This window comes from Sphingomonas sp. (genome assembly GCF_031372575.1).
GTDB lineage: Bacteria > Pseudomonadota > Alphaproteobacteria > Sphingomonadales > Sphingomonadaceae > Sphingomicrobium.
Genome location: NZ_JANMLM010000075.1, coordinates 1 through 25,413, shown reverse-complemented (window position 1 = coordinate 25,413; position 25,413 = coordinate 1). Strand labels below are relative to the sequence as shown.

The 25,413-nt window shown below is 64.1% G+C and carries 19 protein-coding genes and 1 tRNA gene; 8 read left to right on the top strand and 12 right to left on the bottom strand.

Annotated elements, in window-relative coordinates; genetic code table 11:
- Positions 1–11 precede the first annotated feature (11 nt).
- Both RMN73_RS06935 and RMN73_RS06930 read right to left on the bottom strand, forming a co-directional pair.
- Entirely contained in the window at positions 12–4,643 is a 4,632-nt protein-coding gene (locus tag RMN73_RS06935) for an NAD-glutamate dehydrogenase domain-containing protein (protein WP_309602593.1), read from the bottom strand.
- 85 nt (positions 4,644–4,728) lie between these two features.
- Positions 4,729–6,054: a hypothetical protein gene (locus tag RMN73_RS06930; protein WP_309602592.1), complete on the bottom strand. Its 1,326-nt coding sequence runs from the start codon at positions 6,052–6,054 to the stop codon at positions 4,729–4,731.
- A gap of 145 nt (positions 6,055–6,199) precedes the next feature.
- On the opposite strand from RMN73_RS06930, the gene RMN73_RS06925 reads away from it, so the two are divergent.
- From RMN73_RS06925 to RMN73_RS06915, 3 genes are all read left to right on the top strand, one after another.
- A tRNA-Thr gene (locus tag RMN73_RS06925) sits at positions 6,200–6,275 on the top strand.
- A gap of 278 nt (positions 6,276–6,553) precedes the next feature.
- Positions 6,554–11,035, top strand: coding sequence for a glutamate synthase large subunit (gene gltB / locus RMN73_RS06920; protein ID WP_309602591.1), 4,482 nt, complete (start codon positions 6,554–6,556; stop codon positions 11,033–11,035).
- Entirely contained in the window at positions 11,032–12,387 is a 1,356-nt protein-coding gene (locus RMN73_RS06915) for a glutamate synthase subunit beta (protein WP_309602590.1), read from the top strand. Before gltB ends, RMN73_RS06915 begins: the two co-directional genes overlap by 4 nt.
- Positions 12,388–12,428: 41 nt before the next feature.
- Here the strand turns inward: RMN73_RS06915 and RMN73_RS06910 are convergent, their stop codons facing one another.
- The 3 genes from RMN73_RS06910 to RMN73_RS06900 are packed head-to-tail and all read right to left on the bottom strand — an operon-like array spanning position 12,429 to position 14,935.
- Complete coding sequence (locus tag RMN73_RS06910) at positions 12,429–13,850, bottom strand: ammonium transporter (protein WP_309602589.1); 1,422 nt, start codon at positions 13,848–13,850, stop codon at positions 12,429–12,431.
- Positions 13,834–14,172 (bottom strand): P-II family nitrogen regulator, encoded by a 339-nt coding sequence (locus tag RMN73_RS06905; RefSeq protein ID WP_309602588.1) that lies wholly within the window; start codon positions 14,170–14,172, stop codon positions 13,834–13,836. The genes RMN73_RS06910 and RMN73_RS06905 overlap by 17 nt, the downstream gene beginning before the upstream one ends.
- 19 nt (positions 14,173–14,191) lie before the next feature.
- Positions 14,192–14,935, bottom strand: a complete 744-nt coding sequence (locus RMN73_RS06900; protein WP_309602587.1) for a TorF family putative porin — start codon at positions 14,933–14,935, stop codon at positions 14,192–14,194.
- 322 nt (positions 14,936–15,257) lie between these two features.
- Between RMN73_RS06900 and RMN73_RS06895 the strand changes: the two genes are divergently transcribed.
- Positions 15,258–16,382 (top strand): CaiB/BaiF CoA-transferase family protein, encoded by a 1,125-nt coding sequence (locus RMN73_RS06895; protein ID WP_309602586.1) that lies wholly within the window; start codon positions 15,258–15,260, stop codon positions 16,380–16,382.
- Entirely contained in the window at positions 16,379–17,329 is a 951-nt protein-coding gene (locus RMN73_RS06890) for a 2-dehydropantoate 2-reductase (protein WP_309602585.1), read from the top strand. Before RMN73_RS06895 ends, RMN73_RS06890 begins: the two co-directional genes overlap by 4 nt.
- Here RMN73_RS06890 and RMN73_RS06885 read toward each other — a convergent pair.
- The 7 genes from RMN73_RS06885 to RMN73_RS06855 form a co-directional block, all read right to left on the bottom strand.
- A complete protein-coding gene (locus RMN73_RS06885; RefSeq protein WP_309602584.1) occupies positions 17,326–18,333 on the bottom strand; it encodes a fumarylacetoacetate hydrolase family protein in 1,008 nt (335 codons plus the stop codon). The genes RMN73_RS06890 and RMN73_RS06885 overlap by 4 nt on opposite strands.
- Complete coding sequence (locus tag RMN73_RS06880) at positions 18,330–18,884, bottom strand: VOC family protein (protein WP_309602583.1); 555 nt, start codon at positions 18,882–18,884, stop codon at positions 18,330–18,332. Before RMN73_RS06880 ends, RMN73_RS06885 begins: the two co-directional genes overlap by 4 nt.
- Before the next feature lie 77 nt (positions 18,885–18,961).
- A complete protein-coding gene (locus tag RMN73_RS06875; protein ID WP_309602582.1) occupies positions 18,962–19,168 on the bottom strand; it encodes a hypothetical protein in 207 nt (68 codons plus the stop codon).
- A 90-nt stretch (positions 19,169–19,258) separates the two neighbouring features.
- Positions 19,259–20,143 (bottom strand): 50S ribosomal protein L11 methyltransferase, encoded by an 885-nt coding sequence (locus RMN73_RS06870; protein ID WP_309602581.1) that lies wholly within the window; start codon positions 20,141–20,143, stop codon positions 19,259–19,261.
- On the bottom strand, positions 20,140–21,042 hold the full coding sequence (bla, locus tag RMN73_RS06865) for a subclass B3 metallo-beta-lactamase (protein WP_309602580.1): 903 nt from the start codon (positions 21,040–21,042) through the stop codon (positions 20,140–20,142). Before bla ends, RMN73_RS06870 begins: the two co-directional genes overlap by 4 nt.
- Positions 21,032–21,739, bottom strand: a complete 708-nt coding sequence (locus RMN73_RS06860; RefSeq protein WP_309602579.1) for an SDR family oxidoreductase — start codon at positions 21,737–21,739, stop codon at positions 21,032–21,034. The genes bla and RMN73_RS06860 overlap by 11 nt, the downstream gene beginning before the upstream one ends.
- 40 nt (positions 21,740–21,779) lie before the next feature.
- Positions 21,780–23,126 carry a methyl-accepting chemotaxis protein gene (locus RMN73_RS06855; protein ID WP_309602578.1) on the bottom strand — a complete coding sequence of 449 codons (1,347 nt, stop codon included), beginning with the start codon at positions 23,124–23,126 and terminating at the stop codon, positions 21,780–21,782.
- Positions 23,127–23,278: 152 nt separating this feature from the next.
- Between RMN73_RS06855 and sdhC the strand changes: the two genes are divergently transcribed.
- The 3 genes from sdhC to sdhA form a co-directional block, all read left to right on the top strand.
- Positions 23,279–23,674, top strand: coding sequence for a succinate dehydrogenase, cytochrome b556 subunit (sdhC, locus tag RMN73_RS06850; protein ID WP_309602577.1), 396 nt, complete (start codon positions 23,279–23,281; stop codon positions 23,672–23,674).
- Complete coding sequence (gene sdhD / locus RMN73_RS06845; RefSeq protein WP_309602576.1) at positions 23,671–24,063, top strand: succinate dehydrogenase, hydrophobic membrane anchor protein; 393 nt, start codon at positions 23,671–23,673, stop codon at positions 24,061–24,063. The genes sdhC and sdhD overlap by 4 nt, the downstream gene beginning before the upstream one ends.
- Positions 24,064–25,413, top strand: a 1,350-nt coding sequence (sdhA, locus tag RMN73_RS06840; RefSeq protein ID WP_309602575.1) for a succinate dehydrogenase flavoprotein subunit, incomplete at its 3' end; no start/stop codon positions are given.

Below are 25,413 nucleotides of genomic sequence, written 5' to 3'. Positions count from 1 at the left end.
GAGCAGGATAGTCATCGGGCGAGAAGAATTCTGGCCTGGTTGGCGATCTGGGCAAGCATTGGGCCGGTCACTGCGCCGGCGACCTTGGCTTGGGCAATCAGCTTGCGGAATTGGTCGATCCGCGGCGCGTGCCGCTCAATCCAACGCTCGGTGGTCCCTGCCGGATCGCCATCACGACCGCGGGCTAGAAACTCGAGCCGAAGCTGCTCGAAATCGCGCTCCAACCCGGCGACCAGAAGCCGCTCCCACTGATCGGATGGCTCGAACCGCGCGACCTGCTGCTGCGCCCAGTCGAGGCTCAATGCCTCGCCGAGGCGGGTGTAAGCCTTGGTCAGCGCCGGCGCATCGAGCTGACGCTTGGCGGCGAGCGCGGCGAGGCCGAACACCCCGTCCAACTCGAATACCCGGACCAAGCCGTCGACGATCGCATCGTCGGCGCCAAGTTCGACCAGATGCTCGCGCCGGGCGTCAGCCTCATTGCGAACCTCCGAACGGATCAGCTTGGTTGCGGCGGCCGAAATCTGTCGCGCGGCGGGCGCAAGCATGTTGACCAGATCGCTGACGCTGCCTTCGGCGCCGGTCGAACGAAGAATGTCCGAGACGTGGCTACGCACCGACTTGGCGGCGACCTGGAACAACTCGATGCGGACGGTTTCGGTAACGCTGGCGCGCTCGATCCGCTGCCACAATTTGGGCAGGTCGAGGAGGTGCTCGGCGGCGAGAAACGCGGTCGCGACCTGGCCGAGCGAGGCGCCTTCCTCCTCGGTAAGGCTGAGCGGAATGCTTGGGCCGAGGCGGTTGACGATCCGATTGGCGACCTTGGTGGCGACAATTTCGTGGCGCAAGCGATGGGTACGGATCGCCGCCGCATGCGCCTTTTGCATCGGCCGCGGAAACGCCGCGAACAATTGCGGCTCGAGCATGGTGTCATCGGCCAGCTTCAATTGCTCGATCGCCGCCTGAAGCGACAATTTGGTCATCGACAGCACTACTGCAAGTTCGGGCCGGGTCAGCCCGCGATGGTCAAGCGTCCGGCGAAGCAGGACGTCGCTCGTCCCAAGCCCCTCGACCCGGCGGTCAAGCCGGCCCGAAGCCTCGAGCAGTTCGATCGCCCGGACATGCTCGGGCAGCGCCTTGACCCCGCCGCGCTCAGCAATCGACAATGCCAGGCTCTGCAGCCGGTTATCCTCAAGCACCAGTTCGGACACTTCATCGGTCATGCTGACCAACAGGCTGTTGCGCTTGGCCTCGGTCAGTCGCCCTTCGCGCATTTCGCGGTTGAGCGGGATTTTGATGTTGACCTCATTATCCGAGCAGTCGACTCCGGCCGAATTGTCGATGAAGTCGGTATTGATCCGCCCGCCATTCTGCGAAAATTCGATCCGCGCAGCCTGAGTGATGGCGAGGTTGGCGCCTTCGCCGATTGCCTTGGCCTTGATCTCGTTGGCGTTGACGCGCAGCACGTCATTAGCAGGATCGCCAACGTCGCTGTGCGGCTGGGTCGAGGCTTTGACGTAAGTGCCGATGCCGCCGAACCAGATCAAGTTGACCGGGCTTTTGAGGATCGCGGTGATCAAGCTGGTCGGGTCGATTTCGAGCAAGTCGATGCCGAGCGCGGCCTGCGCTTCCTTGGTCAACTTGATCGACTTTTGCGACCGCGGGACGATCATCGCGCCTTTGGACAGCGCCTTGCGGTCATAATCGTCCCAGCTCGAGCGCGGCAGCGCAAACATGCGGTTGCGTTCCTTCCAGCTTTTCGCCGGATCGGGATCGGGATCGATGAAGATGTGGCGATGATCGAATGCTGCGATCAACTTCAGTTTCTTCGACAATAGCATGCCATTACCGAACACGTCGCCCGACATGTCGCCGCAGCCGGCCACCTTGATCGGGTCGGTCTGGACGTCGATGCCCTGTTCGAGAAAGTGGCGCTGGACCGAAATCCATGCGCCCTTGGCGGTAATCCCCATCGCCTTGTGATCGTAGCCATTGGAGCCGCCGCTGGCGAACGCATCGCCGAGCCAAAAATTGCGGCTCAACGCGATTCCGTTGGCAACGTCACTAAAGGTTGCGGTGCCCTTGTCGGCGGCGACCACGAAATAGGGGTCGGTGCCGTCATGGATCACGACCTTGTCGGGATGGGTGATCTTGTCGTCGACAATATTGTCGGTGACCGACAGCAACGCGCGGATGAAGATGCGGTAGCTTTCGGTGCCCTCGGCCAGCCACGCCTCACGGTCGAGTGCTGGGCTGGGGAGGTGCTTGGGATAGAAGCCGCCTTTGGCGCCGGTCGGGACGATGACCGCATTCTTGACCAGTTGAGCTTTCATCAACCCGAGAATTTCGGTGCGGAAATCATCGCGTCGGTCGGACCAGCGAAGCCCGCCGCGCGCGATCGGCCCGCCGCGCAGGTGAATGCCCTCGACGCGCGGGGAATAGACCCAGATTTCGCGATACGGAATTGGCGCAGGCAGGCCGGGGACTTGCCGGGAATCGATCTTGAAGGCGATCGCTTCGGCGGCTGCCGGGGCGAAGGCGTTGGTGCGAAGGGTTGCGCCGACCACCGATCGCATCAGGCGCAGGATGCGGTCGTCGTCGATGCTGCCGACGTTCTTGAGTGCATCGTCGAATGCGGCCGCGAACCGCTTGGCCTCGTCGTCGCGTTTGGCCTTTAGCGCCGGATCGTGGAGCGCGAGGAACAATCCCACCAGCGCGCGGGTCGCAGCCGGGGCTCGCCCGAGCGCATCGACGACGGTGATCAGCGAGTAAGCCACCCCGACCTGGCGCGTGTAGCGGAACCAGGCGCGAAGCCAGATCACAGCACGCGGGGTCAAACCGGCGCTGATGATCAATTGGTTGAAAGCGTCATTTTCCGCCGCACCGAGCAGCACCGAGGCAATTGCTTCCTCGATCATCGCTGCCCGATCGTCGAGCCGCGATGCGGGCGATCCGTCGGCCATGACCAATGCAAATTCGTAAATATTGGAACCGACGTCGTCGAGTCGGGTCGGGGTTTCCTTCATCACCGTAAAGCCGAAATTCTCCAGCACCGGGACGACGTCGGACAGCGGCACCAGCGCGCCGCGCTTGTAGAGCTTGAGCCGCAATTGCTCGGGCGGATCACCCGGCAGGCGATAAAGGCGGATCGACCGCTGGTGTTCGTCCGCCAACGAGTCCAGCTGAAGAATATCCGCCGCCGCATCGTCGGCCGGATAGCGCGACCGAAACGAGTCAGGAAAAGCATCGCCATAGGTCAGCACTAGGCGGCGCGCCTGGGTCGACCCGACGCTATCGGCAAGGCGTTCCTCAACCGAGGGTAAATAGCCGCGCACCATGTCGTACAATTTGCGATTGAGCGCCGCGGAATCGGGCGTGTCGCGCGCGGCGTCGATCGAGAAGGTGTAGCGCAGCAAGGCAAGGTCGCCGTCGCCAAGATCGACCGACCAGGCTTTTTGCGGACCATCGGCCGCCTCACTGATCATTTCGCCAATCGCCAGCCGGCGGACGGTCGACAATTCCTCGCGCGGCAACCACACGAAGGCGAACAAATGCCCGCGCAGGATCGAACGGACGAGCACCATGATCGGCTGCGGTCGGTCGGCCAGCGTCATCGCCGCGAGCACCAGCTTGCGGACGCTGTCCTGGTCGAGATTGAGGATCAGATCGTGCGGCAGCGCCGACAGCGCGTGGCGGAGCGCCTTGCCGCTGTGGCTGCGCGGGGTGTAGCCATAGCTTGCGTCGAGGTCCTTGAGGATCCGCCGAAGCAACGGAATCTGCTCGACCGGGGCGGACAATGCCTCGCTGGTCCACAGCCCGACATGAACCCCGACTGCAGTGATCTTGCCATTCTCCCGGATCGGCACCGCGACCAAATCGAGCGGGACCCGGCGGTGGATCGACGACTTGCGATCAGCCTTGGCCATCAACGGCACTTGGCCACCATTCTCGAAATAACGAATGGCCTCTTCACAACCGCCCTCATCGGTCGGCTCGCCCGGAAAGCGGAACAGGCCTAGCCCGTCGGTTCCTTCGCCGCCGGGGCGCTCGACTTCAAAGCCGAGCAGGGTCATCGCTCCATCGGCGAACCAGCGCAACAAGTCCGCGCCCTCGGCATCGCCAAGCGTTTCGGCGTCGTTGCGCATGCGTTGCTGCATCGACTTCCAGTCGGCGACGGCGGCGCGGACGTCGGCCAGCACCTGCGTCAATTCGGCCCGCAACGCGGATCGGGTCCGGGCGTCGGCCCGGTCGAGATCCATGTAGATGATCGATTCCAGGTCGCCTTCGCCAAGCGCAGTCAAATTGCCTTTCGAATCGCGGCTCGCCTTGACGATCGGGTGGAGCAGGCGATGGATCGCAATCCCGCGCGCGCCAATCGCACTGGCGATCGAATCGACCAGGAACGGCATGTCGTCATTGACGACTGCAAGATGCATCCGGCGGTGCCCGGCCTCGCCCCCGCTCGAGGTAAGCTGGATCGCGACGTCGCCCGGCTTGCGCCTGGCCGCGACGCCCGCGACGAATGCCGCCGCTTCATCTTGTTCGGCGTCGGAAAAGCCGTCGAGTTCGCCCGGTAGGGCATTGGAATTGAGCGCGTTGCGCAACAGGCCGACGATGCGATCGTCCGCGTCCGGGGAGGCCGCCATGGGTTCAACCGTCTCGCTAAGGGTCATTGGGCGCGGGCTATAGACCCCAGCCGTCGCCCGCGACAAGGCGCGCGAACGGCGAAGTTCAGGGCGCGGTGCGGCGAATGGCGCGTTCGAGCATCGCCGGATCGTCGATCACCGCCACCGTCTGGTGAACACCTTCGGGGCTTCGGCGAAGGATCACGAGAGTGAATTCCTGGTTCGCGGGAAGCCGACCGAGGTTGACCGGGAGCGTCTCGCGGAGCGCCGCGCGGGCGGTTTCGCCCTTGTCGTCGGGTTTGTCCGCCGGGCGACGTTCGGCGCGCTCGGCTGCGACCAGGGCCTTCAATCCACCGGCCTGATTGTCGAGAAATGGCATGAACCCGCCAAAGTCGACCTTGCGCCGCTCGGCATAGCTTAGCGCAGCGGCGAACTCGGTCAGTCGGGCCTTGTCATAGTCTGCGCCGAACACGAGCTTGACCACCGGGGTCATGGGGGCGCGGGCCTGGGCCTTGACCCCTGCATCGTCGAGGATGTCGGCATATTCGCCCGGCACCCGCTTGGCGGCGACCGAGAAATCATAGGCCATTGCCAGCGCGCGATAGAGCGCAACGCGGCTTCGGCCATCGGCGTCCTTGCACACTTCCGCACTTTCGCGCGCAGCAGACAGATGATCGGCGAGACCGGCCTCGGCATCGGGCGTGGGAATGGGTTCGACCAGGTCGAGTGGCTCGGCGGCGATGAGCGGCTCGGCCGACATGATCGGTTCCGGGGCGATGATCGGGTCGGCTAGCGGACCGTCTTCCCACGTCAAATGGGCCGGAGGCTCACCGGGGGCGGCGACTGGCTGACGCTCGGCCTCGACCGGTGCGAGGGCCGCAGTGATCGGCGCATCGGCAGCAACACTGTCGCCGGCATCCTTCCAGTTGATCACCCCGTAAATGAAGTCGATCGTGTCACCGTCCGAGCTGAACGGCATCAATATTCCGCGATAGCAGATCGACTGGCCGCGCTGATTGACGAATTCGGCTTCGAACCCGATCGGCGCGCGATTGGCGATAATCTGCAGATAATGGTCGGTCAGGCGCGACAGCAAAGAGCGACTCGGGACCTGGCCGATATCCTTCATGTCTGCCGGAAGGCCGCATTCAGCGCGGATCGCGGCACCGACATAGGGCGTTGCCGGGTCGTCGCGCCCGGCGGTAAAGTCGAGCAGTACGCTGTGTGGCGCGAAATCGACGACGCTGCCGGGATCGAGGTCCTCGATCGACGGATAATCGCGCCCGTCGAGCAGTGACACCCAATAATTGTAAGCGCGAACATGCATCCGGCGCTCGTCGGCACCGATCGCCTCCGTCACGTCATCGCCGGCCGTCACGGCCACGGCCGATGACACGTCATATTCGCTCGGATGCTCGGAATAACTGTCCATGCCACGGCCCTGATTGGTCCAAATCAATGCTAATCTGCCACCGAGCGCTGAAGAAAGTCTTAAGCATGTTCATTCAAACGGCGTGATGTGCGCAGCGCTTGCCCAGCGCCAACCTCGCTGATAGGGGCTTTTTCGCCCATCGCGGGCCGCCTTAGCTCAGCTGGTAGAGCATCGCATTCGTAATGCGGGGGTCACAGGTTCGAGTCCTGTAGGCGGCACCATATGCCCGATTCGGCGCAAATAAAGGCTCAGCTTGGGACGACCGCTCCACGTCGCGAGCGTTCGCCGTGAATATTTCACGGCGTTACGTTGGTGTCCTGCCTAGTCCGGCTTGACACAGGCCAAACTCGCGGAAGATGTTGCGCTGCAGCATGGAGCTAGGTGCAAATGGGTCACGAGCCGCGATCGGCACTTCGCCGCACTGATTTCAGTGGGCGATTGGTGCTGGCCGCGGCAATGGCATGGTGGGCCGTTGCGCCGACTGGCCAAGTCGGCTGCCATGAGTGACCTTCCGCACGGTCAGGGGCTGTATGACCCGCGCCATGAGCGTGACAGCTGCGGGATGGGCTTCGTCGCCAATATCAAGGGCAAGCGGACGCACGAACTGATTGCCGATGGGCTGCATGTCTTGGCAAGCATGGCGCATCGTGGCGGCGTTGCGGCAGATCCCGAGATTGGCGACGGTTCGGGCTGCCTTATCCAGATTCCCGACGCACTGTTCCGCGCATGGAGCGTCGCCAACGACGTCGCTTTGCCCCCGGCTGGTGACTATGCGGTGGCAACCTGCTTCCTGCCGCGCGATCCGGCAGCGCGCGATTTCGCCAAGGCGCGGTTCGAGCGGTTCGTCCTGCTCGAGGAGCAGAAACTGCTCGGCTGGCGCGAGGTGCCGATCAATCCCGACATTCTCGGCGAGCGGGCGCGCGAATCGATCCCGACCCTGTCCCACGCCATCATCGGCCGCGGTGACAAGGCGTCCGACCAGGCGACGTTCGAACGCAAGTTGCTGACCATTCGCAAGCAGACGCTCAATCCACTCACGGTGCTTGCAGCAGACCACAAGCTGCCGGGGCTGGGCGAATTTTACATCGCCTCCATGTCGAGCCGGACATTGGTCTATAAAGGCATGTTGCAGCCGGCCCAGCTGGGCGAATTCTATGCTGACCTGTTAGACCCGCTGACGCACACCGCGCTGATCCTGGTCCACCAGCGGTTCTCGACCAACACGTTCCCGTCATGGCGGCTGGCTCACCCCTATCGGCTGCTGGCGCATAATGGCGAGATCAACACGCTGCGTGGCAACGTCAACTGGATGAATGCGCGACGGCGGACGCTCGAATCGCCGCTGATCGGCGCCGACCTCGACAAGATGTGGCCAATCATTCCCGAGCATCAATCGGATACGGCGTGCCTCGACAATGCGCTGGAATTACTCGTCGCGGGCGGGCGATCGCTGGCGCATGCGATGATGATGCTCATCCCCGAGGCGTGGGCCGGCGATGTCGCGATGGAGCCCAAGCGGCGCGCGTTCTACGAATATCATGCCGCATTGATGGAGCCATGGGACGGGCCGGCCGCCGTGGCGTTCACCGACGGGCGCCAGATTGGTGCGACGCTCGATCGCAACGGGCTGCGGCCCGCGCGCTATGTCATCACCGACGACGGGCGGATCATCATGGCGTCGGAGTGCGGGGTGCTGCCGATCGAGGATAGCCGGATCGTTCGCAAATGCCGGCTTGAGCCGGGTCGGATGCTGCTGATCGATCTTGAGCAGGGCCGCCTGATCGAGGATGACGAGGTCAAGGCGACGCTGGCCGAGGCCGAGCCGTATGGTGACTGGCTGCGCGATACGCAGTTCACGCTCGACAAATTGCCCGACGGTGCCAATCCGGTCAAAGTGCCGACCCCGACCGAGCTCGCCGAAGCCCAACGATTGTTCGGTTTCACCGACGAAGATCTCAAATTCTTCCTCGGACCGATGGCGCGCGGGGGCGAGGATCCGGTCGGGTCGATGGGGACCGATACGCCGCTCGCCATATTGTCGCGGCGGCCGCGATTGCTGTACGATTATTTCAAGCAGAATTTCGCCCAAGTGACCAACCCGCCGATCGACCCGATCCGTGAATCCCTGGTGATGTCATTGGTGTCGATGATCGGCCCGCGCCCCAATCTGCTGGGAGCTGATGCGGGGACTCACAAACGGCTAGAAGTGTCACAGCCGATCCTCGGCAATGCCGATCTCGAAAAGATCCGGTCGATCCACGATAGCCTCGACGGGGCGTTCAGCACGGTCACGCTCGACGCGACCTTCGCGCGCTCGGGGGGCAGGGAAGGGTTTGAGGCCGCGCTTCAGCGTCTGTGCTGGGAAGCGACCGAGGCGGTGCTGGCCGATTCCAACCTGATCATCATTTCCGACCGCGCGGCATCGCCCGAGCGGGTGCCGATCCCCGCTGCGCTGGCAACCGGGGCGATCCACCACCAATTGATCCGCCAAGGGCTGCGGATGCAGGCCGGGCTGGTAGTCGAGACCGGCGAGGCACGCGAAGTGCACCACATGTGCGTGCTCGCCGGCTATGGCGCGGAGGCGATCAACCCGTGGCTTGCGCTCGATACGATCGCGCTCGCCGACCCCGGCGGCGCGGGCGAGGCGCGGTTCGTCAAGGCGCTTGGCAAGGGCATGCTCAAGGTGATGTCGAAGATGGGCATCTCGACCTTCCAATCCTATTGCGGGGCGCAGATTTTCGACGCCATCGGGCTCGCCGATCCGCTGATCGACCGCTTTTTCACCGGCACGCACGCGGTGCTTGGCGGGCTGGGAATTGCCGAACTGGCGGAGGAATGCATGCGGCGGCACGATGCCGCCTGCGCCGCCGACCGGCTCGACTTGGGCGGGATGTACGCGCTTCGCGAGGGCGGCGAGGAACATGGCTGGACGCTGACCAGCATCGCCAATTTGCAGCATTCGGTGCGCGGATCGAACCCCGACAAATATCGCGCCTTCGCCGCCGAGATTGACGCGACCAACCAGCGCCTACTGGCCATCCGCTCGCTGTTGGACCTGGGCCACGCGGGGCCGCCAGTGCCGATCGACGAGGTCGAGGATGCAGCGTCGATCGTGCGGCGCTTTTCAACCGGGGCGATGAGCTTCGGGTCGATCAGCCGCGAGGCGCATACCACATTGGCCAAGGCGATGAACCGCATCGGCGGGCGGTCGAACACTGGCGAAGGCGGCGAGGAGCAGGCGCGCTTCACCCCGCTTGCCAATGGCGACAGCGAGCGATCGGCGATCAAGCAGGTCGCCTCCGGACGGTTCGGCGTGACCACCGATTATCTGGTCAATGCCGACGAGATCCAGATCAAGATGGCGCAAGGGGCCAAGCCGGGCGAAGGCGGGCAATTGCCGGGGCACAAGGTCGACGCGGCAATCGCGGCGGTGCGCCATTCGACCCCCGGCGTCGGGCTAATCTCGCCGCCGCCGCACCATGACATTTACTCGATCGAGGACCTCGCGCAGCTGATTCACGATTTACGCGGGGTCAATCCGGCGGCGCGGATCTCGGTCAAACTGGTGTCGGCGGTCGGGGTCGGGACGATCGCCGCGGGGGTCGCTAAGTGCCGTGCCAATCACCTCACCATCTCGGGCTATGAAGGCGGCACCGGGGCGTCGCCGCTGACGTCGCTGACCCACGCCGGGCTGCCGTGGGAGATTGGCCTGGCCGAGGTCCAGCAGACCTTGCTGCTCAACGGCCTGCGCGACCGGATGACGGTCCAAGCCGACGGCGGATTGCGCACCGGACGCGACGTGATGATTGCGGCGCTGCTCGGCGCCGACGAGTTTGGTTTTGCCACCGCACCGCTGATCGTCGCGGGGTGCATCATGATGCGCAAATGCCACCTCAACACCTGCCCGGTGGGGATTGCGACGCAGGACCCGGTGCTGCGCGGGCGGTTCACGGGGACGCCCGAGCACGTGATCAATTATCTGTTCTTCGTCGCCGAGGAAGTGCGAGAGTTGCTCGCGTCGCTCGGGCTCCGGACGCTTGGCGAGGCGGTCGGGCGCGCCGATCTGCTCAGCGCCTCGGCTGCGACCGAGGGACATTGGAAGGCGGGCGGGATCGACCTGTCGCGCCTGCTCCACCGGCCGGAGCGTTTCGCCGGATCGGGGTCGGAGCAACCGGGCGAGGCGTCGTCGATGCGGATTGACGCGGCGCTGATCGATGCGCTGGGCGGGCCGCTCCCCGCGCGGATCGAGCTTGGCGTCGGCAACGACGACCGTTCGGTCGGGGCCGGGGTATCGGGCGAATTGGTGCGGCGGATGGAGCGCGAACGCCTGCCCGACCGGAGCCTGGACGTCTGCCTGACCGGATCAGCGGGGCAGAGCCTCGGCGCGTTCCTGATCGGCGGGATCACCCTCGATGTCGTCGGCGACGCCAATGATTATGTCGGCAAGGGAATGTGCGGCGGGCGGATTATTGTCCGACCCCCCGCCGACTGCCCGCGCGAGGCTGCCACCAACATCATCGTCGGCAACACCTGCCTATATGGCGCGACCAGCGGCGAGGCGTTTTTCGCCGGACAAGCGGGCGAGCGCTTCGCCGTCCGCAATTCGGGCGCGACCGCGGTGGTCGAGGGGATCGGCGATCACGGCTGCGAGTATATGACCGGCGGGACGGTAGTCGTGCTGGGCAAGGTCGGGCGCAATTTCGCCGCCGGAATGTCGGGCGGGGTGGCGCTTATACATGATCCGGAGGGGCTGTTCGCGGGCAAGTGCAACCATTCGTCGGTGAGCATCGGCGCGGTTGAGGATGCGGCACAATTGCGCGGGCTGGTGGAGCGCCATGCGACGCTGACGGGGAGCAGGCGGGCGGCTGCCTTGCTCGCCGATTGGGACCAGTCGCTAAGCGAGTTCGTGCTCGTCATGCCCAACGAATATCGCGCCGCGCTCGATCGTGCAGCGGCACCCGAGCGAGGGCTTGCGGCATGACCGACCCGACCGGCTTCCTGACCATCCCGCGCCACGACCGAAGCGCGCGCCCGGTCGCCGAGCGGGTCGCCGACTGGGACGAATATATCCAGCCGATGCCCGCGCCCGACGTCGCGCAGCAGGCCACGCGCTGCATGGATTGCGGGGTGCCATTCTGCCATTCGGCGTGCCCGGTTGGAAATTTGATCCCCGACTGGAATGCACTGGTCAGCGACGCGCAGTGGCAAGCGGCGTGCGAGCGACTGCACCGCACCAACAATTTTCCGGAATTCACCGGCCGCGTCTGTCCCGCCCCGTGCGAGGAGGCGTGCACGCTGGCGCTGACCGACGAGCCGGTGACGATCAAGACGATCGAATGCGCCATCGTTGATCGCGGCTGGGACGAGGGATGGATCGTGCCCAAGGTCGCGCGGCGCGGCACCGGGCGACGGATCGCGGTGGTCGGATCGGGCCCGGCGGGGCTGGCCTGCGCACAGCAACTGGCGCGGATGGGCCATGCGCCGACAGTGTTCGAGAAAGCCGACCGGATTGGCGGGCTGCTGCGCTACGGCATCCCCGACTTCAAGATGGACCGCGCCCTGGTCGACCGGCGGGTCGTCCAGATGGAGGCGGAAGGCGTAATCTTCCGCACCGGGATGGAGATTGGGGTCAACGTAACAGTCGACCGCATACTCGACGATTATGACGTGATGGTGCTCGCCGGCGGGGCGGAATGGCCGCGCGATCTTGACGTGCCCGGGCGCGAGGCGGGCAATATTTACTTCGCGATGGATTATCTGACCCAGCAAAACCGGCGCATTGCGGGACTGGCGGTGGATGTCGAGCCGATCGATGCTATGGGCAAGCATGTCGTCGTGATCGGCGGCGGTGACACGGGATCGGATTGCATTGGCACCGCGCATCGCCAGGGCGCGGCATCGGTGACCCAATTGGAAATCATGCCCGAGCCACCGCTGGCGGAGAATAAGTCACTGACATGGCCGCATTGGCCGCTGCGGCTGCGGACATCGACGTCGCAGGAAGAGGGTGTCGAGCGGCTTTTCTCGGCCAAGACCCTGTGCGCGGAGGGCGAGCTTGGCCGGGTGACGTCGCTGACCTGTGAGCAGGATGGCAAGATGCGATCGATCCCCGCCGACCTGGTGTTGCTAGCCATGGGATTCGTCGGCGTCCCGGCGGATGGCATCCTCGCCCAGGCGAACGTCTCGATCGATATGCGATCCTATGCCACCAGCCGCCCCGAAATCTATGCTTGTGGCGACATGCGGCGCGGGCAGTCGCTGGTGGTGTGGGCGATCCGCGAGGGCCGCGACTGCGCCGCCGCAGTCCACCAGCATCTGATGGCCATCGCCTGATTTGCAAGCGGGCTGACCGTTAGGCCAGCCCGCCGCACGCGTCACAACGTATAGGCGCGTTCGCCATGTTCGTTGATGTCGAGGCCTTCGCGCTCGACATCGGCGCTCGGCCGAAGCCCGATCAACTTGTCGATCGCCACGAACAGCAAGGCCGACACGCCGCCCGACCATAGCAGGGTCACCCCGACCGCCTTGGCCTGCGTGAGCAGTTGTCCGGCCATGTCATAGGCGCCCGGAACCGCCGGATTGACGGTGTAATCGAACCAGCCCTGGCCGCCGAGCGATGGCGCGGCGACAATCGCGGTGCCGAGCGCGCCGACGATCCCGCCGACGCAATGCACCCCGAACACGTCGAGCGTGTCGTCATAGCCGAAGCGATTCTTGACCTTGGTCACGAACAGGTAGCAGACGCAGGACGCGACCGCGCCGAGGACCATCGACGTCCCCGGTGCCGCAAACCCCGATGCAGGGGTAATCGCGACCAGCCCGACCACCGCGCCAGTGACCGCGCCAAGCATCGACGCCCGCTTGTGCACGATCTGCTCGATCATTGCCCACGCCACCGCCGCTGCCGCCGTTGCGACAAAGGTGTTCATGAAGGCGAGTGCGGTCACGCCATTGGCTTCGAGGTTGGACCCGGCGTTGAACCCGAACCAGCCGACCCACAGCAGGGATGCGCCGATCATCGTCATCACCAGCGAATGCGGTGGCAACGGCTCAGACTTGTAGCCGATGCGCTTGCCGATCACGAGGCAGCCGATCAGCCCGGCAATGCCGGCATTGATATGGACCACGGTACCGCCCGCGAAATCGAGCGTTCCCCAACCATAGAGCAAGCCGAAGTCGCCCGGCTGGTTGGGCAGGAAATCGGGGCCAGCCCAATACCAGACCATATGCGCGACCGGGAAATAGACGATCGTCAGCCACAGGATGATGAACAACATCAGCGGCAGAAAGCGTATCCGCTCGGCAAAGGCGCCGACGATCAGCGCCGGGGTGATGCAGACGAAGGTCATCTGGAACGCGATGAAGGTATATTCGTGGATGTAGACGCCGTTCGAGAACGTCGCCGCCAACGAGCTGGTCGTGACCCCGGACAAAAATGCTTTCGACAGGCCGCCGACGTACGGACTGCCCCCGGTAAACGCCAGGCTGTAGCCCCAACCGACCCAGATGATGGCCGCGACCGCAACGATCATGAACACCTGCATCAGCACCGACAGCATGTTCTTCGATCGCACCAGCCCGCCGTAGAATAAGGCGAGCCCCGGAACCGACATCATCAGCACCAGCGCTGCAGAGGTCAGCATCCAGGCGGTGTCGCCTTTGTCGGGCACCGGCGGTGCAGCGGCAGCCGCGTCCTGCGCCCAGGCGGGGGCGGCGCACAGACCGACCGCGGCAATTACCGCCAGTCGGCCGATCCAGATGAGTTTTCCGCAATCCATGTCAAAGCGCTGAGTCATTGGCGTCCCCCGTGCGGATCCGAAGTGCTTGTTCAAGGTCGATGACGAAGACTTTGCCGTCGCCGATGGTGCCGGTTCTGGCGCGGGCCTCAATGGTTTCGACGACGCGCTCAACCAAATCGTGGCTGACCGCAATCTCGAGCTTTAGCTTGGGCACGAAACTGACCGCATATTCGGCTCCGCGATAGATTTCCGAATGACCTTTCTGGCGGCCAAAGCCCTTGACCTCGGACACCGTCATGCCCTGGACGTCGATCGTCGACAGTGCCTCTCGCACCTCGTCGAGCTTGAACGGTTTGATGATCGCGATGACGAGTTTCATTCCAACACTCCCCTGCCAGTCAAAATGTAACGCCGACGGATGCGACGACGCCGCCGTTGCTGATGTTGCGACCGGATGGGCTGAACAGGGATTTGTTGGTGTCGACATAGGACATGCCGAAGACGATTTGCTTGACCGTCGCGGTCGCGCCGATGCTCCAGTCGGTATAGCCCTTGCCGATCGTCAGGTAGCTTGGGCCGTAGCTATGCCCAAGATGTGCGGTGAGGCCGATCGGAGTCTTGGGGATGGAAGCTGACAAATCGCCCGCCAGATACAGGCTGTCTTCCTTGCCAGAGCCGACCGATAATGTCTTTTGCCGGGGCGCATAATTGGCGGTCAGCTTGGCGGTGACGGGGCCAATGACTTGCGCGATCGACGCATAGGGTTCGACGAAATCGGAATTGGCGCCGCCTGATCCGGGATAGTAATAATAAAGCACGCCGACATCGACCGTCGTCGCGCCGAACGTCTTGCGATAACCGCCGACCAAGTCGAACTCCGCGTCGGAGCCGTAAGCGACATAATCATCGATCGCTGATGCCCAAACGGTCCCGTAAAAACCGGATGCGTGATTGAGCGATACGGTTCCCTGCACGGCGAAGCGCTTGTTGGTCTGAGAAATGCCGCGGAAGCGGTAATCGGTAATCAAGGTTGCGCCCCCGGTGACGCTGAACCCTGACCCGAGGTCGGCAGCCGATGCCGGGCGCGCCAGTGCGGCTGAGGCAAAAATGGCGATGATCGCGAAATGTCGTTTTAAGCCCATTGAAAGTTCCCCGTATGTGCGGTGAACCCTCCCCCTGTCTCAGAAGCGCCTCGTGTCGGGCGGCTTGTCTCGACGGGATAAAATGACCATAAATTGTTGCGCTGCACAATAGGCGCGGGCGAGCATGAAATATTGAAATTATAGCTATTTATCCGTGATTTGGATGACAACATCTCGATCAGGTGATTTTCTCACCAAGGTGCTTTTGTACGCCGATGGTCAGCGAAGTGGTCGTCAGGCAAGCGGACGATACCCGGAAACAATGCATTATTTCTTGCAGCTGATATGGCTGGGTGACTGACACCGAACGGGGGATATCATCATGCGGTCGGGGCCGCTCAGCACGATCAGGATCGTCGAATTCGCTGGCATCGGACCGGTTCCGTTCGCGGCGATGATGCTAGCCGATATGGGCGCCGATCTCATCCGCATCGATCGTCCCGGCGGCCCCACGGTGTCGGCCGGGTCGCCGACGCTCGACATCCTTAATCGCTCGCGCCGCTCGATCGCGCTCGACCTCAAGGATCCCGCCTCGGTCGAAATCGCGATGCGACTGTGCGCGGCGGCCGATGTCGTGCTCGAAGGATTCCGACCCGGCGTGATGGAGCGGCTCGGCTTTGGCCCCGATGTATTGCAGGCCGTCAATCCAGCGCTGGTTTACGCGCGAATGACCGGTTGGGGCCAGTCGGGCGCACTGTCGCAAACGGTCGGCCACGACATTAATTACATGGCCCAATCGGGCGCGCTCGGGCTGATCGGCGATGCCAGTTCGCCGCCCGTCCCGCCGATCAATTTCGTGGCCGATTTTGGCGGCGGTGCAACCTTTGTCGTGGCCGGAATTCTCGCCGCGTTGGTCGAACGCCAGTCGAGCGGGCGGGGCCAAGTGGTCGATGCGGCAATGATCGACGGGGCTGCCTTGCTCACCGCGCAAGTACATGGCTGGCGCAAGATGGGGTTCTGGCAGGACCAACGATCGGAGAACCTGCTCGACGGTGCGGCCTATTTTTACCGCTGCTACGAAACCGCCGACGGTGGCTATCTCGCGGTCGGGGCGATCGAGCCGCAATTCCATGCGGCGTTTATTACCGGGCTCGGCCTGTCGCCGGGCGATTTCGATCGGCAGTTCGATCGCAGCCTGTGGCCCGAGCGAATTGCGCAAATCGCCGCCTTGATCGCCACGCGCAATCGCAATGATTGGGTGGCAATATTCGATCAGCTCGATGCCTGCGTCACCGCCGTGCTGACGCTCGACGAAGCGGCCGATCATCCCGCCAATCGCGAGCGCGAGTTGTTGGCGGTCCGCGACGGGTCACTCCAGCCAATGCCCGCCCCGCGGTTCGACCGGACGCCAAGCGCAGTCTCGCGGTCGCCCGCCGCGCTGGATGCTGATGGCGTGGATATTCGCGCCGCACTGGCCCAAAGCGACCAATGGCCAGCAGTCGAATGAAGCTCACGATCCTTGGCGCCGGGGCGATTGGCGGGTGGGTCGCGGCGCGGCTTGCCCTTGCGGGCCATGAAGTTTCGGTGCTGGCGCGACACCCGACCGCAACGGCGCTTGCAGGCGGCATTACCGTCGTCGAGCGCGGCAAGGAACAGGTCGCGCATCCCGATATTGCGACCGACGCCGCATCGCTAGGGCCGCAAGACATCTTGATCATCGCGGTCAAAGGACCTGGACTGGCAGACGCGGCGCAGGCGGCAAGGCCATTGATCGGGGCGGAAACATTGATCGTGCCGATGATGAACGGCGTGCCGTGGTGGTACGTCGATGGCGCGCCATTGATCAGTGTCGACCCGACCGGGGCGATCGCGGCGGACTTGCCGATTGACCAAGTGATCGGCTGCGTCGTCCATGCCGCTTGCCGCCGCCCGAACCCGGCGCGGATCGAGGTGGCGATGCTCGACTCCGTGTTGGTCGGCGAGCCTAGCGGTGTGATGAGCGAGCGGGCATCCGCGCTTGGCGATCTATTCCGTGAGGCTGGACTGGCGGGGGAAGCGGTGCCCGATATCCGCCGCGCCATCTGGTACAAATTATGGGGCAATATGACCGCCAACCCCATCTCGGCGCTGACGCTGGCCACCGCCGACCGGATCCTCGCCAATGGCGAAACGCGCGACTTCATGCTGCGCTGCATGGCTGAGGCGGCTCAGATTGGTGCGGCGATCGGCTGTCCGATCAGCGAGAGCGGCGAGGATCGGCTGATGATCACTGCGACCCTGGGGGCGTTCAAGACGTCGATGCTACAAGATGTCGAGTTGGGTCGCCCGATCGAGCTCGACGCCTTACTCGCTGCGCCGCTGGAAATTGCGGCAAGGGTCGGGGTCGCCGCACCCAATCTCGCCGCGTTGCATGGCCTGACGCGGTTAATGGGCGATAGCCGGGGGCTGCTTTAAGCGGCGACGACCTGCTGGTCGATGGTGCCGAAAATCGGGTGATGTTTGTCGTCGCGCATAGTGATCGCAACGCGGTCGCCCGCCTTGAGGAACCCAGTCGCCGGCGCGCCGTCCAGGATCGTTTCGACCATGCGTACTTCGGCGATGCAGCTGTACCCGAGCCCGCCCGCCGCGACCGGTTTGCCGGGCCCGCCGTCGATGTCGCGGTTGGACACCGTGCCTGAGCCGATGATTGTCCCCGCGCCAAGGCTGCGGCTCTTGGCAGCGTGCGCGATCAACGTGCCGAAGTCGAACGTCATGTCCTCGCCCGCATCGGCGCGGCCGAACGGCTGGCCGTTCAATTCGACCTCAAGCGCACCGCGTAGCTTGCCGCCTGCCCAACGGCTCCCGAGTCCATCGGGGGTAACAAGCACTGGCGAGAAGCTCGACGCCGGCTTGGAGTGGAAGAAACCAAATCCCTTGGCCAGCTCGCCGGGAATGAGGTTGCGCAGACTGACGTCGTTGGTCAGTCCGACCAGCCGAATATAGTTCAGCGCATCGGCCGCCGACACACCCTGCGGAACATCGCCGGTTACGACCACCACTTCCGCTTCGAGGTCGCAGCCCCACGCCTCGTCGGCCAGCGGGATATTATCGCGCGGCCCCAGAAATCCGTCCGATCCACCCTGATACATCAGTGGATCGTGCCAGAATGTCTCGGGCATTTCCGCGCCGCGTGCCTGCCGCACAAGCGCGACGTGGTTCACATAGGCCGAGCCGTCAGCCCACTGATAGGCGCGCGGCAATGGCGCCGCCGCCTCCCGTTCGTGGAACCGCTCGCGCGGGATGGTGCCATGCTCAAGGTCGGTGGCGAGGTTGCGCAATGCCGACTCGTGCCGCTCCCAATCATCGAGGGCGCCCTGAAGTGTGGCGACGATGTGCCCCGCATCGGCATAATAAGCGAGGTCGTCCGACACCACGACCAGCCGCCCGTCGCGGCCCGATTTCAACGATGCGAGTTTCATTCGGCGAGCGATCCCGGATCGACGTGGAGCCACTGCGCGTGCTGCGGGGCTTTCTTGGTTTGGTTCCACTCGGCGAGCATCAGCGGGGCAACCCGCTCAAGCTCGGCATATTGATCAGGTGTGCCAATGTTGCAGGCGAGTTCCAAACGATGACCGCTGGGGTCGAAGAAATAGATTGAGCGGAAAATGCCGTGATATGTCGGCCCGAGCACGTCGACGCCGTGCGCCTCGAGATGCGCTTTCGCCGCCAGCAACGTGTCGAGATCGGCAACTTCGAACGCGATGTGCTGGACCCATTCGGGGGTATTGGGGTCGCGTGCCATCTCGGGCTGGTTGGGCAATTCGAAGAACGCGATGAAATTGCCGCCGCCGCAATCGAGAAAGACGTGCATGTAAGGATCATAGGCACCGGTCGACGGCACATGATCTTCGGCAAAGGCGTTGGTGTAGTGCATGCCGAGCATGGTCTGATACCAGTCGACGGTCGCCTTGGCGTCCTTGCAGCGATAAGCGGTGTGGTGGATCCGCTGGAGGTCAAATGGGTGGCTCATCCGCGCACCGTTACGACGGTGCGGCGCAGATTTCAAACGGCTGCGGGCGGGGGCCGGAGCACCCGCCCGCCACGCGCTTAATTGACGTTGACTTCAATCTTGTCGGGAATGTTAATGTCAGTCTTGCTGCTGCCGCCGAAGCCGAGCTGGTCACGGAACACGAACAGCAGGACGAGGATAACGATGATCAGCAGGACCACCGCGAGGATTCCGCCGCCGCCGCCACCATTGCCGGTTTCGACGATCGTGGTCCGTTCGACGACGGGGTCATTATTGTCGGACATGTGGTCACTCCCTGTTGGTTTTGGTTTTTGTTGCGTAACGAACGCGCTTGCCGTGGGGCGGTTCCACGATGCGCTGCACGGCGATCCGGTTTATGACGAGGCCTGCATCATCAGCACGCACCATTCGCCGGGATTGCGCTCGATGACGGTCATTCCTTCGGCTTCATAGGCCGCGACCACCGCATCGGCCTGGCTATCGAGCAACCCGGCCAGAACGACCATGGCGCCGGGTGTGACCGCTTCGGCGAACGAAGGGGCAAGCTCGACCAATGGCCCGGCAAGGATATTGGCGATCAGCAGGTCGAACGGCGCACGCGCGACCAGCATTTCGTGGCTCATTCCGTCGGCGACGGCGAGCAATATCTCGCCCGCAGCGTGGCCGATCGCGACCTGATTGATCCGTGCATTGTCGGCGGTGACGTCGATCGCGATCGGGTCGATATCGGTCGCGATCGCTTTCGCTTGCGGCCACAATGCCAGCGCTGCGAAGGCGAGCAGTCCGGTGCCGGTGCCAATGTCGGCGATGTTGGTGAAGCTCCTCCCCGCGACTTCTAGCCGGTCGAGCGCGGCGAGGCAGCCGGCGGTCGTATCATGCTGGCCGGTGCCGAACGCCAGCCCGGCGTCGATTTCAAAATTGATCGCGTGGTCGTCGGGCAAATGGCTCGGGGTGTGGACGAAGAACCGCCCGGCGCGAATCGGATCGAGCCCGGCCTGGCTCATCGTCACCCAATCATCTTCGCCGAGATGTTCGACCTCGGGCTGGGCGTTGGCCGTCATCCGCCCGAGCAGCACCAGTTCCTGCGTTGTCGGCTGGTCGGCGAAATAAGCGTGAATTCGCCAATCGTCGGGGGCGTGGGGATCGGGCTCGTCGGCGACCAGCACTGGCGGCGAATCGCTGAACTGGAACAAATGGTCGCTATCGGGCACCGCTTCCGCCTCGGCACGGGTGCAGTGAAGCGTGACCCGCCAGCTCATTGCGGAACCTCCTTGGCGAGGCGCTCGTCGAGCATGGTGCCGAGCCTTGCGGCATAAACCTTACATCCCCGCTCGTCGAACAGCGCCACTTCACCCGCCATCCGCTCCTTCATCTTGCTTGCCGACGGGTGAGGGGTCAGCAATATTTCGCAGCGGCTTGCGCCGATCCTCGCCAAACTGGTGCGATAGGCGGCGAGATAGGCCGGGTGCGCCGAGAAACGGTAATTGTCGCTGCTGATCGGGGTCAGGCTGTCGGCATAGACGATGGTCCGGCACACTGCGCCGGCGCATGCTTCCCACCGCCAGCTGGTTGCACCTGGCGTGTGGCCCGGCGTGGCCATCGGCGTGAGATAGAGGTCGCCAAGCAGGAGCGCCTGGCCGTTGGCGACGACGCGCTCGACCCGCACCGGTGGAAAACTCTTCGTCGAGCCATATTGCGGGTCGTCGCGCGAGGGCTGGCCGCTTTCGAGTATTGCCTTGGCTGCCGCCGACGCCACGACGGTCGCGCCGGACAATTGCTGCAATCGCGCCACGCCCCCGACATGGTCGTTATGCTCGTGGCTGATCAGGATGAAGCGGATGTCTTTCACCCGCAGGCCAAGCGCTGCAATGTTCTCGGCGATCAGGTCGGCGCCCTGCTCGGTGCCACCGTCGATCAGCACATGACCCTTGCTGCCGGTGATCAGGATCGATGAGATGCCGCAGGTGCCGACGAGATAGGTGTTGGCATGGATCCGCACCGGCGGCGCGGGCTGGTTCCAGTCAGTCGACGTCCCGCAGGCGGCCGACCAGGCGGGGCCGGCCTGGGCAATCGGCGCGCGGTCTGGCTCGTTATGGCGCGGCGTCCGGCCAAGCGGGATCGAGATGCTTTGCATCGCGAAGGCAAGCTCAACGAACATAGCTGGCCCCGTTGACGTCGATCACCGCGCCGGTTGCCGATGGCGGGGCGTCGGTGGCGAGCCAGCGGACGGTCTCGGCGATTTCTTGCGGGCTGGCGGGGCGGCCGAGCGGAATGTCGGCGAGCAATTTGTCGCCGCCGCGGCTGGCGATATAGTCCTCGACCATCCCGGTTGCGGTGAAGCCGGGGCACACCGCATAGGTGTAAATCCGCTCAGCCGCATATCCCCTGGCGATGCTCTTGGTCATTGCGATCATGCCCGCCTTCGACGCCGCATAATGCCAGTGCATCGGCGAATCGCCGCGATAGGCGGCACGGCTGGCGACATTGACGATCCGCCCGCCTGGTGTGTCTGATGAACGGAAGTGCGCGATCGCGTGGCGGCACAGATCGGCGCTGGCTTGCAAATTGACGGTCAGGGTCTTGGCCCACGCCGCATGCCACTCCTCGTCACCGGCATTGTCGGCGATGCCTTCAAATATCCCAGCATTGTTGATTAGCACGTCGACTCGCCCGTCGAGTCGCTCGAAGGCTTGTTCCCACAGGCGGCGCGGGGCGTCGGGGTCAGTGAAATCGGCCGCGAGCAAGGTGTCGCTTCCGGCGGTTGATTGGCCGACCACGCGGTGGCCCGCCTGTTCAAGAGCAGCAAGCGTCGCCTCGCCGATTCCGCGGCTCGCGCCAGTAAGGAGGATGTTCATCACTCCCGCCTAGCCGTTCGGCCAGCGGGGGCAAAGAGGCTCAGGCCGCGAAGGTCGAAACGAACGCGCTGGTGGTGGCGCGGAATGCCTCAATCTGGGTCGAGAAGCGGTCGAAGCCCTGCTCGACATTATCGATGTCCTTGGCGACATTTTCGGTGTCGGTGCGGATCGCGGCGATGGTCGAGCTCATCGAATCGGCGGCAAGCGCGGTTTCGTCGACCGCGGCGGTGATCATCGTCACCGTCTGGGCCTGCAATTCCATCGCCTGGCGGATGCGGTCGGCGCTCGACTGGACTTCCTCGACCGTGGTCTGGATCGACGCATTGCTTTCGACCGTCTGGCGGGTCGCCTGCTGGATAGCGGTTATCTTGGCGGTGATGTCGTCGGTCGCGCGAGCAGTCTGGCTGGCAAGGCTTTTGACTTCCTGCGCAACGACCGCGAACCCGCGCCCGGCATCGCCGGCGCGCGCGGCCTCGATGGTGGCGTTGAGCGCGAGGAGATTGGTTTGCCCGGCAATGTCGCGGATCAGCCCGAGAATCGATTCGATCGCCTCGACATGGCCTGACAAGGCCTTGCTGACCTTGACCGCTTGTTCGGCCTGGCCACCGGCACGGGTTGCGACACCGGCTGCAACCTCGACTTCGGACCGGGCATCCTCGATCGCGCGGATCAGGCCCGCGGCGGTCTGCGCGGCTTCGCGCATCGCGGTGGCGGATTGTTCGGCGGCGGCGGCAACTTCGCTGGTCTTGCCCAGCATCCCGCGCGCCGAGGCGCTGGTGGCGGACGCCTGCGAGCGCAGGCCGTCGCTTTCCTGGGTGCAATTCTGGACCAGCCCGAGCACCTTGCCGTTGAAATCATTGGCGCGGCGCGAGTGGACTTTTTCGCCCTCGCCCCGGGCCAGAGCGATGGCATGATGGATGAAGCAATCGACTTCGACCGACTGGACTTCGGACAAGGTGCGGGCAAAGCGCACCAGTTCGGCTTCGTCGGTCACCTGGCGGCGAAGGATGACAAAGGCGGCCTCGGTTTCGGCCGACAGTCCGGCGAGCAGGGTCGACAATGTCAGGCCCGCCGCGAACGAGCGCTCGACATAGGTTCGCGTCTTGCGGGCCCATTCGGGATGATCGATGCGCGCAAACTTCATCTCGATGTAGAGGCGCAGCTTGGCCGAGAATTCGTCCAGCTGGCCATGGTCGAATGGCACGCTGAGCTCGGGCGAGCGGGCGTAACGTCGCCAGAACTCACGCGCCATGTCGATCGATTCGGGCTCGAGCCGGGTCCACAAGTCTTGCGCTCGAGACGCCAGATCGCCTTCGGGATCATAGAGCGCGAGGCCCCGTGACAGATCATATTCGCTGCCTGAACCTGCGCCGACCACATTAGCCATTCTTGCTATTCCCATTCGCTTAACAATTGCCTTGAACTGGCTATGCCCCGGCAATGGTTAAGAGCCGGTTAGTCCCTGTGTTCGACTTGCGAGATCGCCCGATGCTGCCTAGGGGGGCGGAGACGATCATACTCCCTTCGCAATGAGGCCCCATGACCCGCAATCCCGACCGGCCGCTGTCGCCGCATCTGACGATCTGGAAATGGGGGCCGGGGATGCTCGTCTCGATCCTTCACCGGCTGACCGGCGGCGCACTGTCGGTGGCCGGGCTGGCGCTGCTGACCTGGTGGCTATGGGCGATTTCGATCAGCGCGACCGCTTATGCCAAGTTCACTGCGCTCGCGACCAGCCCGGTCGGGCTGATTGTCCTGGTCGGCCTGACCTGGGCGTTCTGGCAGCATTTGCTGTCGGGCATCCGCCATCTCGTGCTCGACAGCGGCGTCGGGTTCGAGGCGCGGGTCAACGGCTTGTTCGCCTGGCTGACCATCGCCGGATCGGCGTTCCTCACCGCCCTCACCTGGGCCATCGCATTGGGGATTTGGGCATGAGCGGCGGCACTAGTTCGACCCCACTGGGGCAGGTGCGCGGCACCGGATCGGCGCAGCATGGCGGCGAACATTGGCTGCGCGTGCAGCTGACCAGCGCGGCATCGTTGCTGCTTGGGCTGTGGCTGATCGTGTCGCTGCTGCTATTGCCGTCGCTCGACCGGGCGACCTTGGTCGAATGGCTGCAAGGCGCGAGCGGCGCAGTGCCGATGGCATTGCTGGTGGTCACGTTTTTCATCCACGCGGTCGATGGCCTCAAAACCGTGGTTGACGATTATGTCCATGACGAAAGTAGTCGCGCGCTGCTTCACGGCATCTTGACCTTCGCCGGTGTCGGCGGCGGGTCGCTCGCTCTCTTCAGTCTTGCCAAGATCGCTTTCGGAGCCGCGTAAATGACCGCCTACAAGATTATCGACCATGTGTATGATGTCGTTGTCGTCGGTGCCGGTGGCGCCGGCCTCCGCGCGACGATGGGCGCGGCGGAAAAGGGGCTTAAGACCGCCTGCATCACCAAGGTGTTTCCCACCCGCAGCCATACGGTGGCGGCGCAGGGCGGGATCGCCGCCAGCCTCGGCAATATGGGGCCCGATCACTGGACCTGGCATATGTTCGACACGGTCAAGGGCAGCGACTGGCTCGGCGACCAGGACGCGATCGAATATCTGTGCCGCGAAGCGCCCGCTGCAGTGTACGAGCTCGAACATGCCGGTCTGCCGTTCAGCCGCACCGATGAAGGCAAGATCTACCAGCGCGCGTTTGGCGGGATGACCCAGGACATGGGCGAAGGCCCGCCGGCGCAGCGCACCTGCGCCGCCGCCGATCGCACCGGCCATGCGATGCTCCACACATTGTATCAGCAGAGCCTGAAGTATGACGCCGACTTCTTCATCGAATATTTCGCGCTCGACCTGATCATGGAGGACGGGGTCTGCCGCGGCCTCGTCGCGATGAACCTCGACGATGGCTCGAGTCACCGCTTCACCGCGCAATCGGTGGTACTCGCCACCGGCGGCTACGGGCGGACCTATTTCTCCGCCACCAGCGCGCACACCTGCACCGGCGACGGCAATGCGATGGTGCTCCGCGCCGGGCTGCCGCTGCAGGATATGGAGTTCGTCCAGTTCCACCCGACCGGAATCTACGGTGCGGGCGTGTTGATCACCGAGGGCGCGCGCGGGGAGGGTGGCTACATCACCAATTCCGAGGGCGAGCGGTTCATGGAGCGCTATGCCCCATCGGCCAAGGATCTCGCCAGCCGCGACGTCGTGTCACGATCGATGGCGATGGAGATCCGCGAAGGCCGCGGGGTGGGTGATCATAAGGATCATATCTACCTCCACCTCGACCATATCGATCCCAAGATCCTCGCCGAGCGCCTGCCCGGAATCACCGAGACCGCGAAGATTTTCGCTGGCGTCGACCTGACGCGCCAGCCGATCCCGGTGACCCCGACCGTGCATTATAACATGGGCGGAATCCCGACCAATTATCATGGCGAAGTCGTCACCCTGAAGGATGGCGATCCCGACCATGTCGTCCCCGGCCTGTTTGCGGTCGGCGAGGCGGCGTGCGTCTCGGTCCACGGCGCCAACCGCCTGGGATCGAACAGCCTGATCGACCTCGTCGTGTTCGGTCGCGCGGCGGGGCTCCGCTTGGGCGAAATCCTCAAGCCCGGGGCGGCGCAAAAGCCCCTGCCCAAGGACGGCGCCGACCTCGCGCTCGCCCGGCTCGATCATTTCCGC

Bases quoted from the DNA above. Each gene is read 5' to 3' on its own strand.
- RMN73_RS06935 (WP_309602593.1), bottom strand. From the start codon at position 4,643: ATGGCGGCCTCCCCGGACGCGGACGATCGCATCGTCGGCCTGTTGCGC.
- RMN73_RS06930 (WP_309602592.1), bottom strand. From the start codon at position 6,054: ATGGACAGTTATTCCGAGCATCCGAGCGAATATGACGTGTCATCGGCC.
- gltB (WP_309602591.1), top strand. From the start codon at position 6,554: ATGAGTGACCTTCCGCACGGTCAGGGGCTGTATGACCCGCGCCATGAG.
- RMN73_RS06915 (WP_309602590.1), top strand. From the start codon at position 11,032: ATGACCGACCCGACCGGCTTCCTGACCATCCCGCGCCACGACCGAAGC.
- RMN73_RS06910 (WP_309602589.1), bottom strand. From the start codon at position 13,850: ATGACTCAGCGCTTTGACATGGATTGCGGAAAACTCATCTGGATCGGC.
- RMN73_RS06905 (WP_309602588.1), bottom strand. From the start codon at position 14,172: ATGAAACTCGTCATCGCGATCATCAAACCGTTCAAGCTCGACGAGGTG.
- RMN73_RS06900 (WP_309602587.1), bottom strand. From the start codon at position 14,935: ATGGGCTTAAAACGACATTTCGCGATCATCGCCATTTTTGCCTCAGCC.
- RMN73_RS06895 (WP_309602586.1), top strand. From the start codon at position 15,258: ATGCGGTCGGGGCCGCTCAGCACGATCAGGATCGTCGAATTCGCTGGC.
- RMN73_RS06890 (WP_309602585.1), top strand. From the start codon at position 16,379: ATGAAGCTCACGATCCTTGGCGCCGGGGCGATTGGCGGGTGGGTCGCG.
- RMN73_RS06885 (WP_309602584.1), bottom strand. From the start codon at position 18,333: ATGAAACTCGCATCGTTGAAATCGGGCCGCGACGGGCGGCTGGTCGTG.
- RMN73_RS06880 (WP_309602583.1), bottom strand. From the start codon at position 18,884: ATGAGCCACCCATTTGACCTCCAGCGGATCCACCACACCGCTTATCGC.
- RMN73_RS06875 (WP_309602582.1), bottom strand. From the start codon at position 19,168: ATGTCCGACAATAATGACCCCGTCGTCGAACGGACCACGATCGTCGAA.
- RMN73_RS06870 (WP_309602581.1), bottom strand. From the start codon at position 20,143: ATGAGCTGGCGGGTCACGCTTCACTGCACCCGTGCCGAGGCGGAAGCG.
- bla (WP_309602580.1), bottom strand. From the start codon at position 21,042: ATGTTCGTTGAGCTTGCCTTCGCGATGCAAAGCATCTCGATCCCGCTT.
- RMN73_RS06860 (WP_309602579.1), bottom strand. From the start codon at position 21,739: ATGAACATCCTCCTTACTGGCGCGAGCCGCGGAATCGGCGAGGCGACG.
- RMN73_RS06855 (WP_309602578.1), bottom strand. From the start codon at position 23,126: ATGGCTAATGTGGTCGGCGCAGGTTCAGGCAGCGAATATGATCTGTCA.
- sdhC (WP_309602577.1), top strand. From the start codon at position 23,279: ATGACCCGCAATCCCGACCGGCCGCTGTCGCCGCATCTGACGATCTGG.
- sdhD (WP_309602576.1), top strand. From the start codon at position 23,671: ATGAGCGGCGGCACTAGTTCGACCCCACTGGGGCAGGTGCGCGGCACC.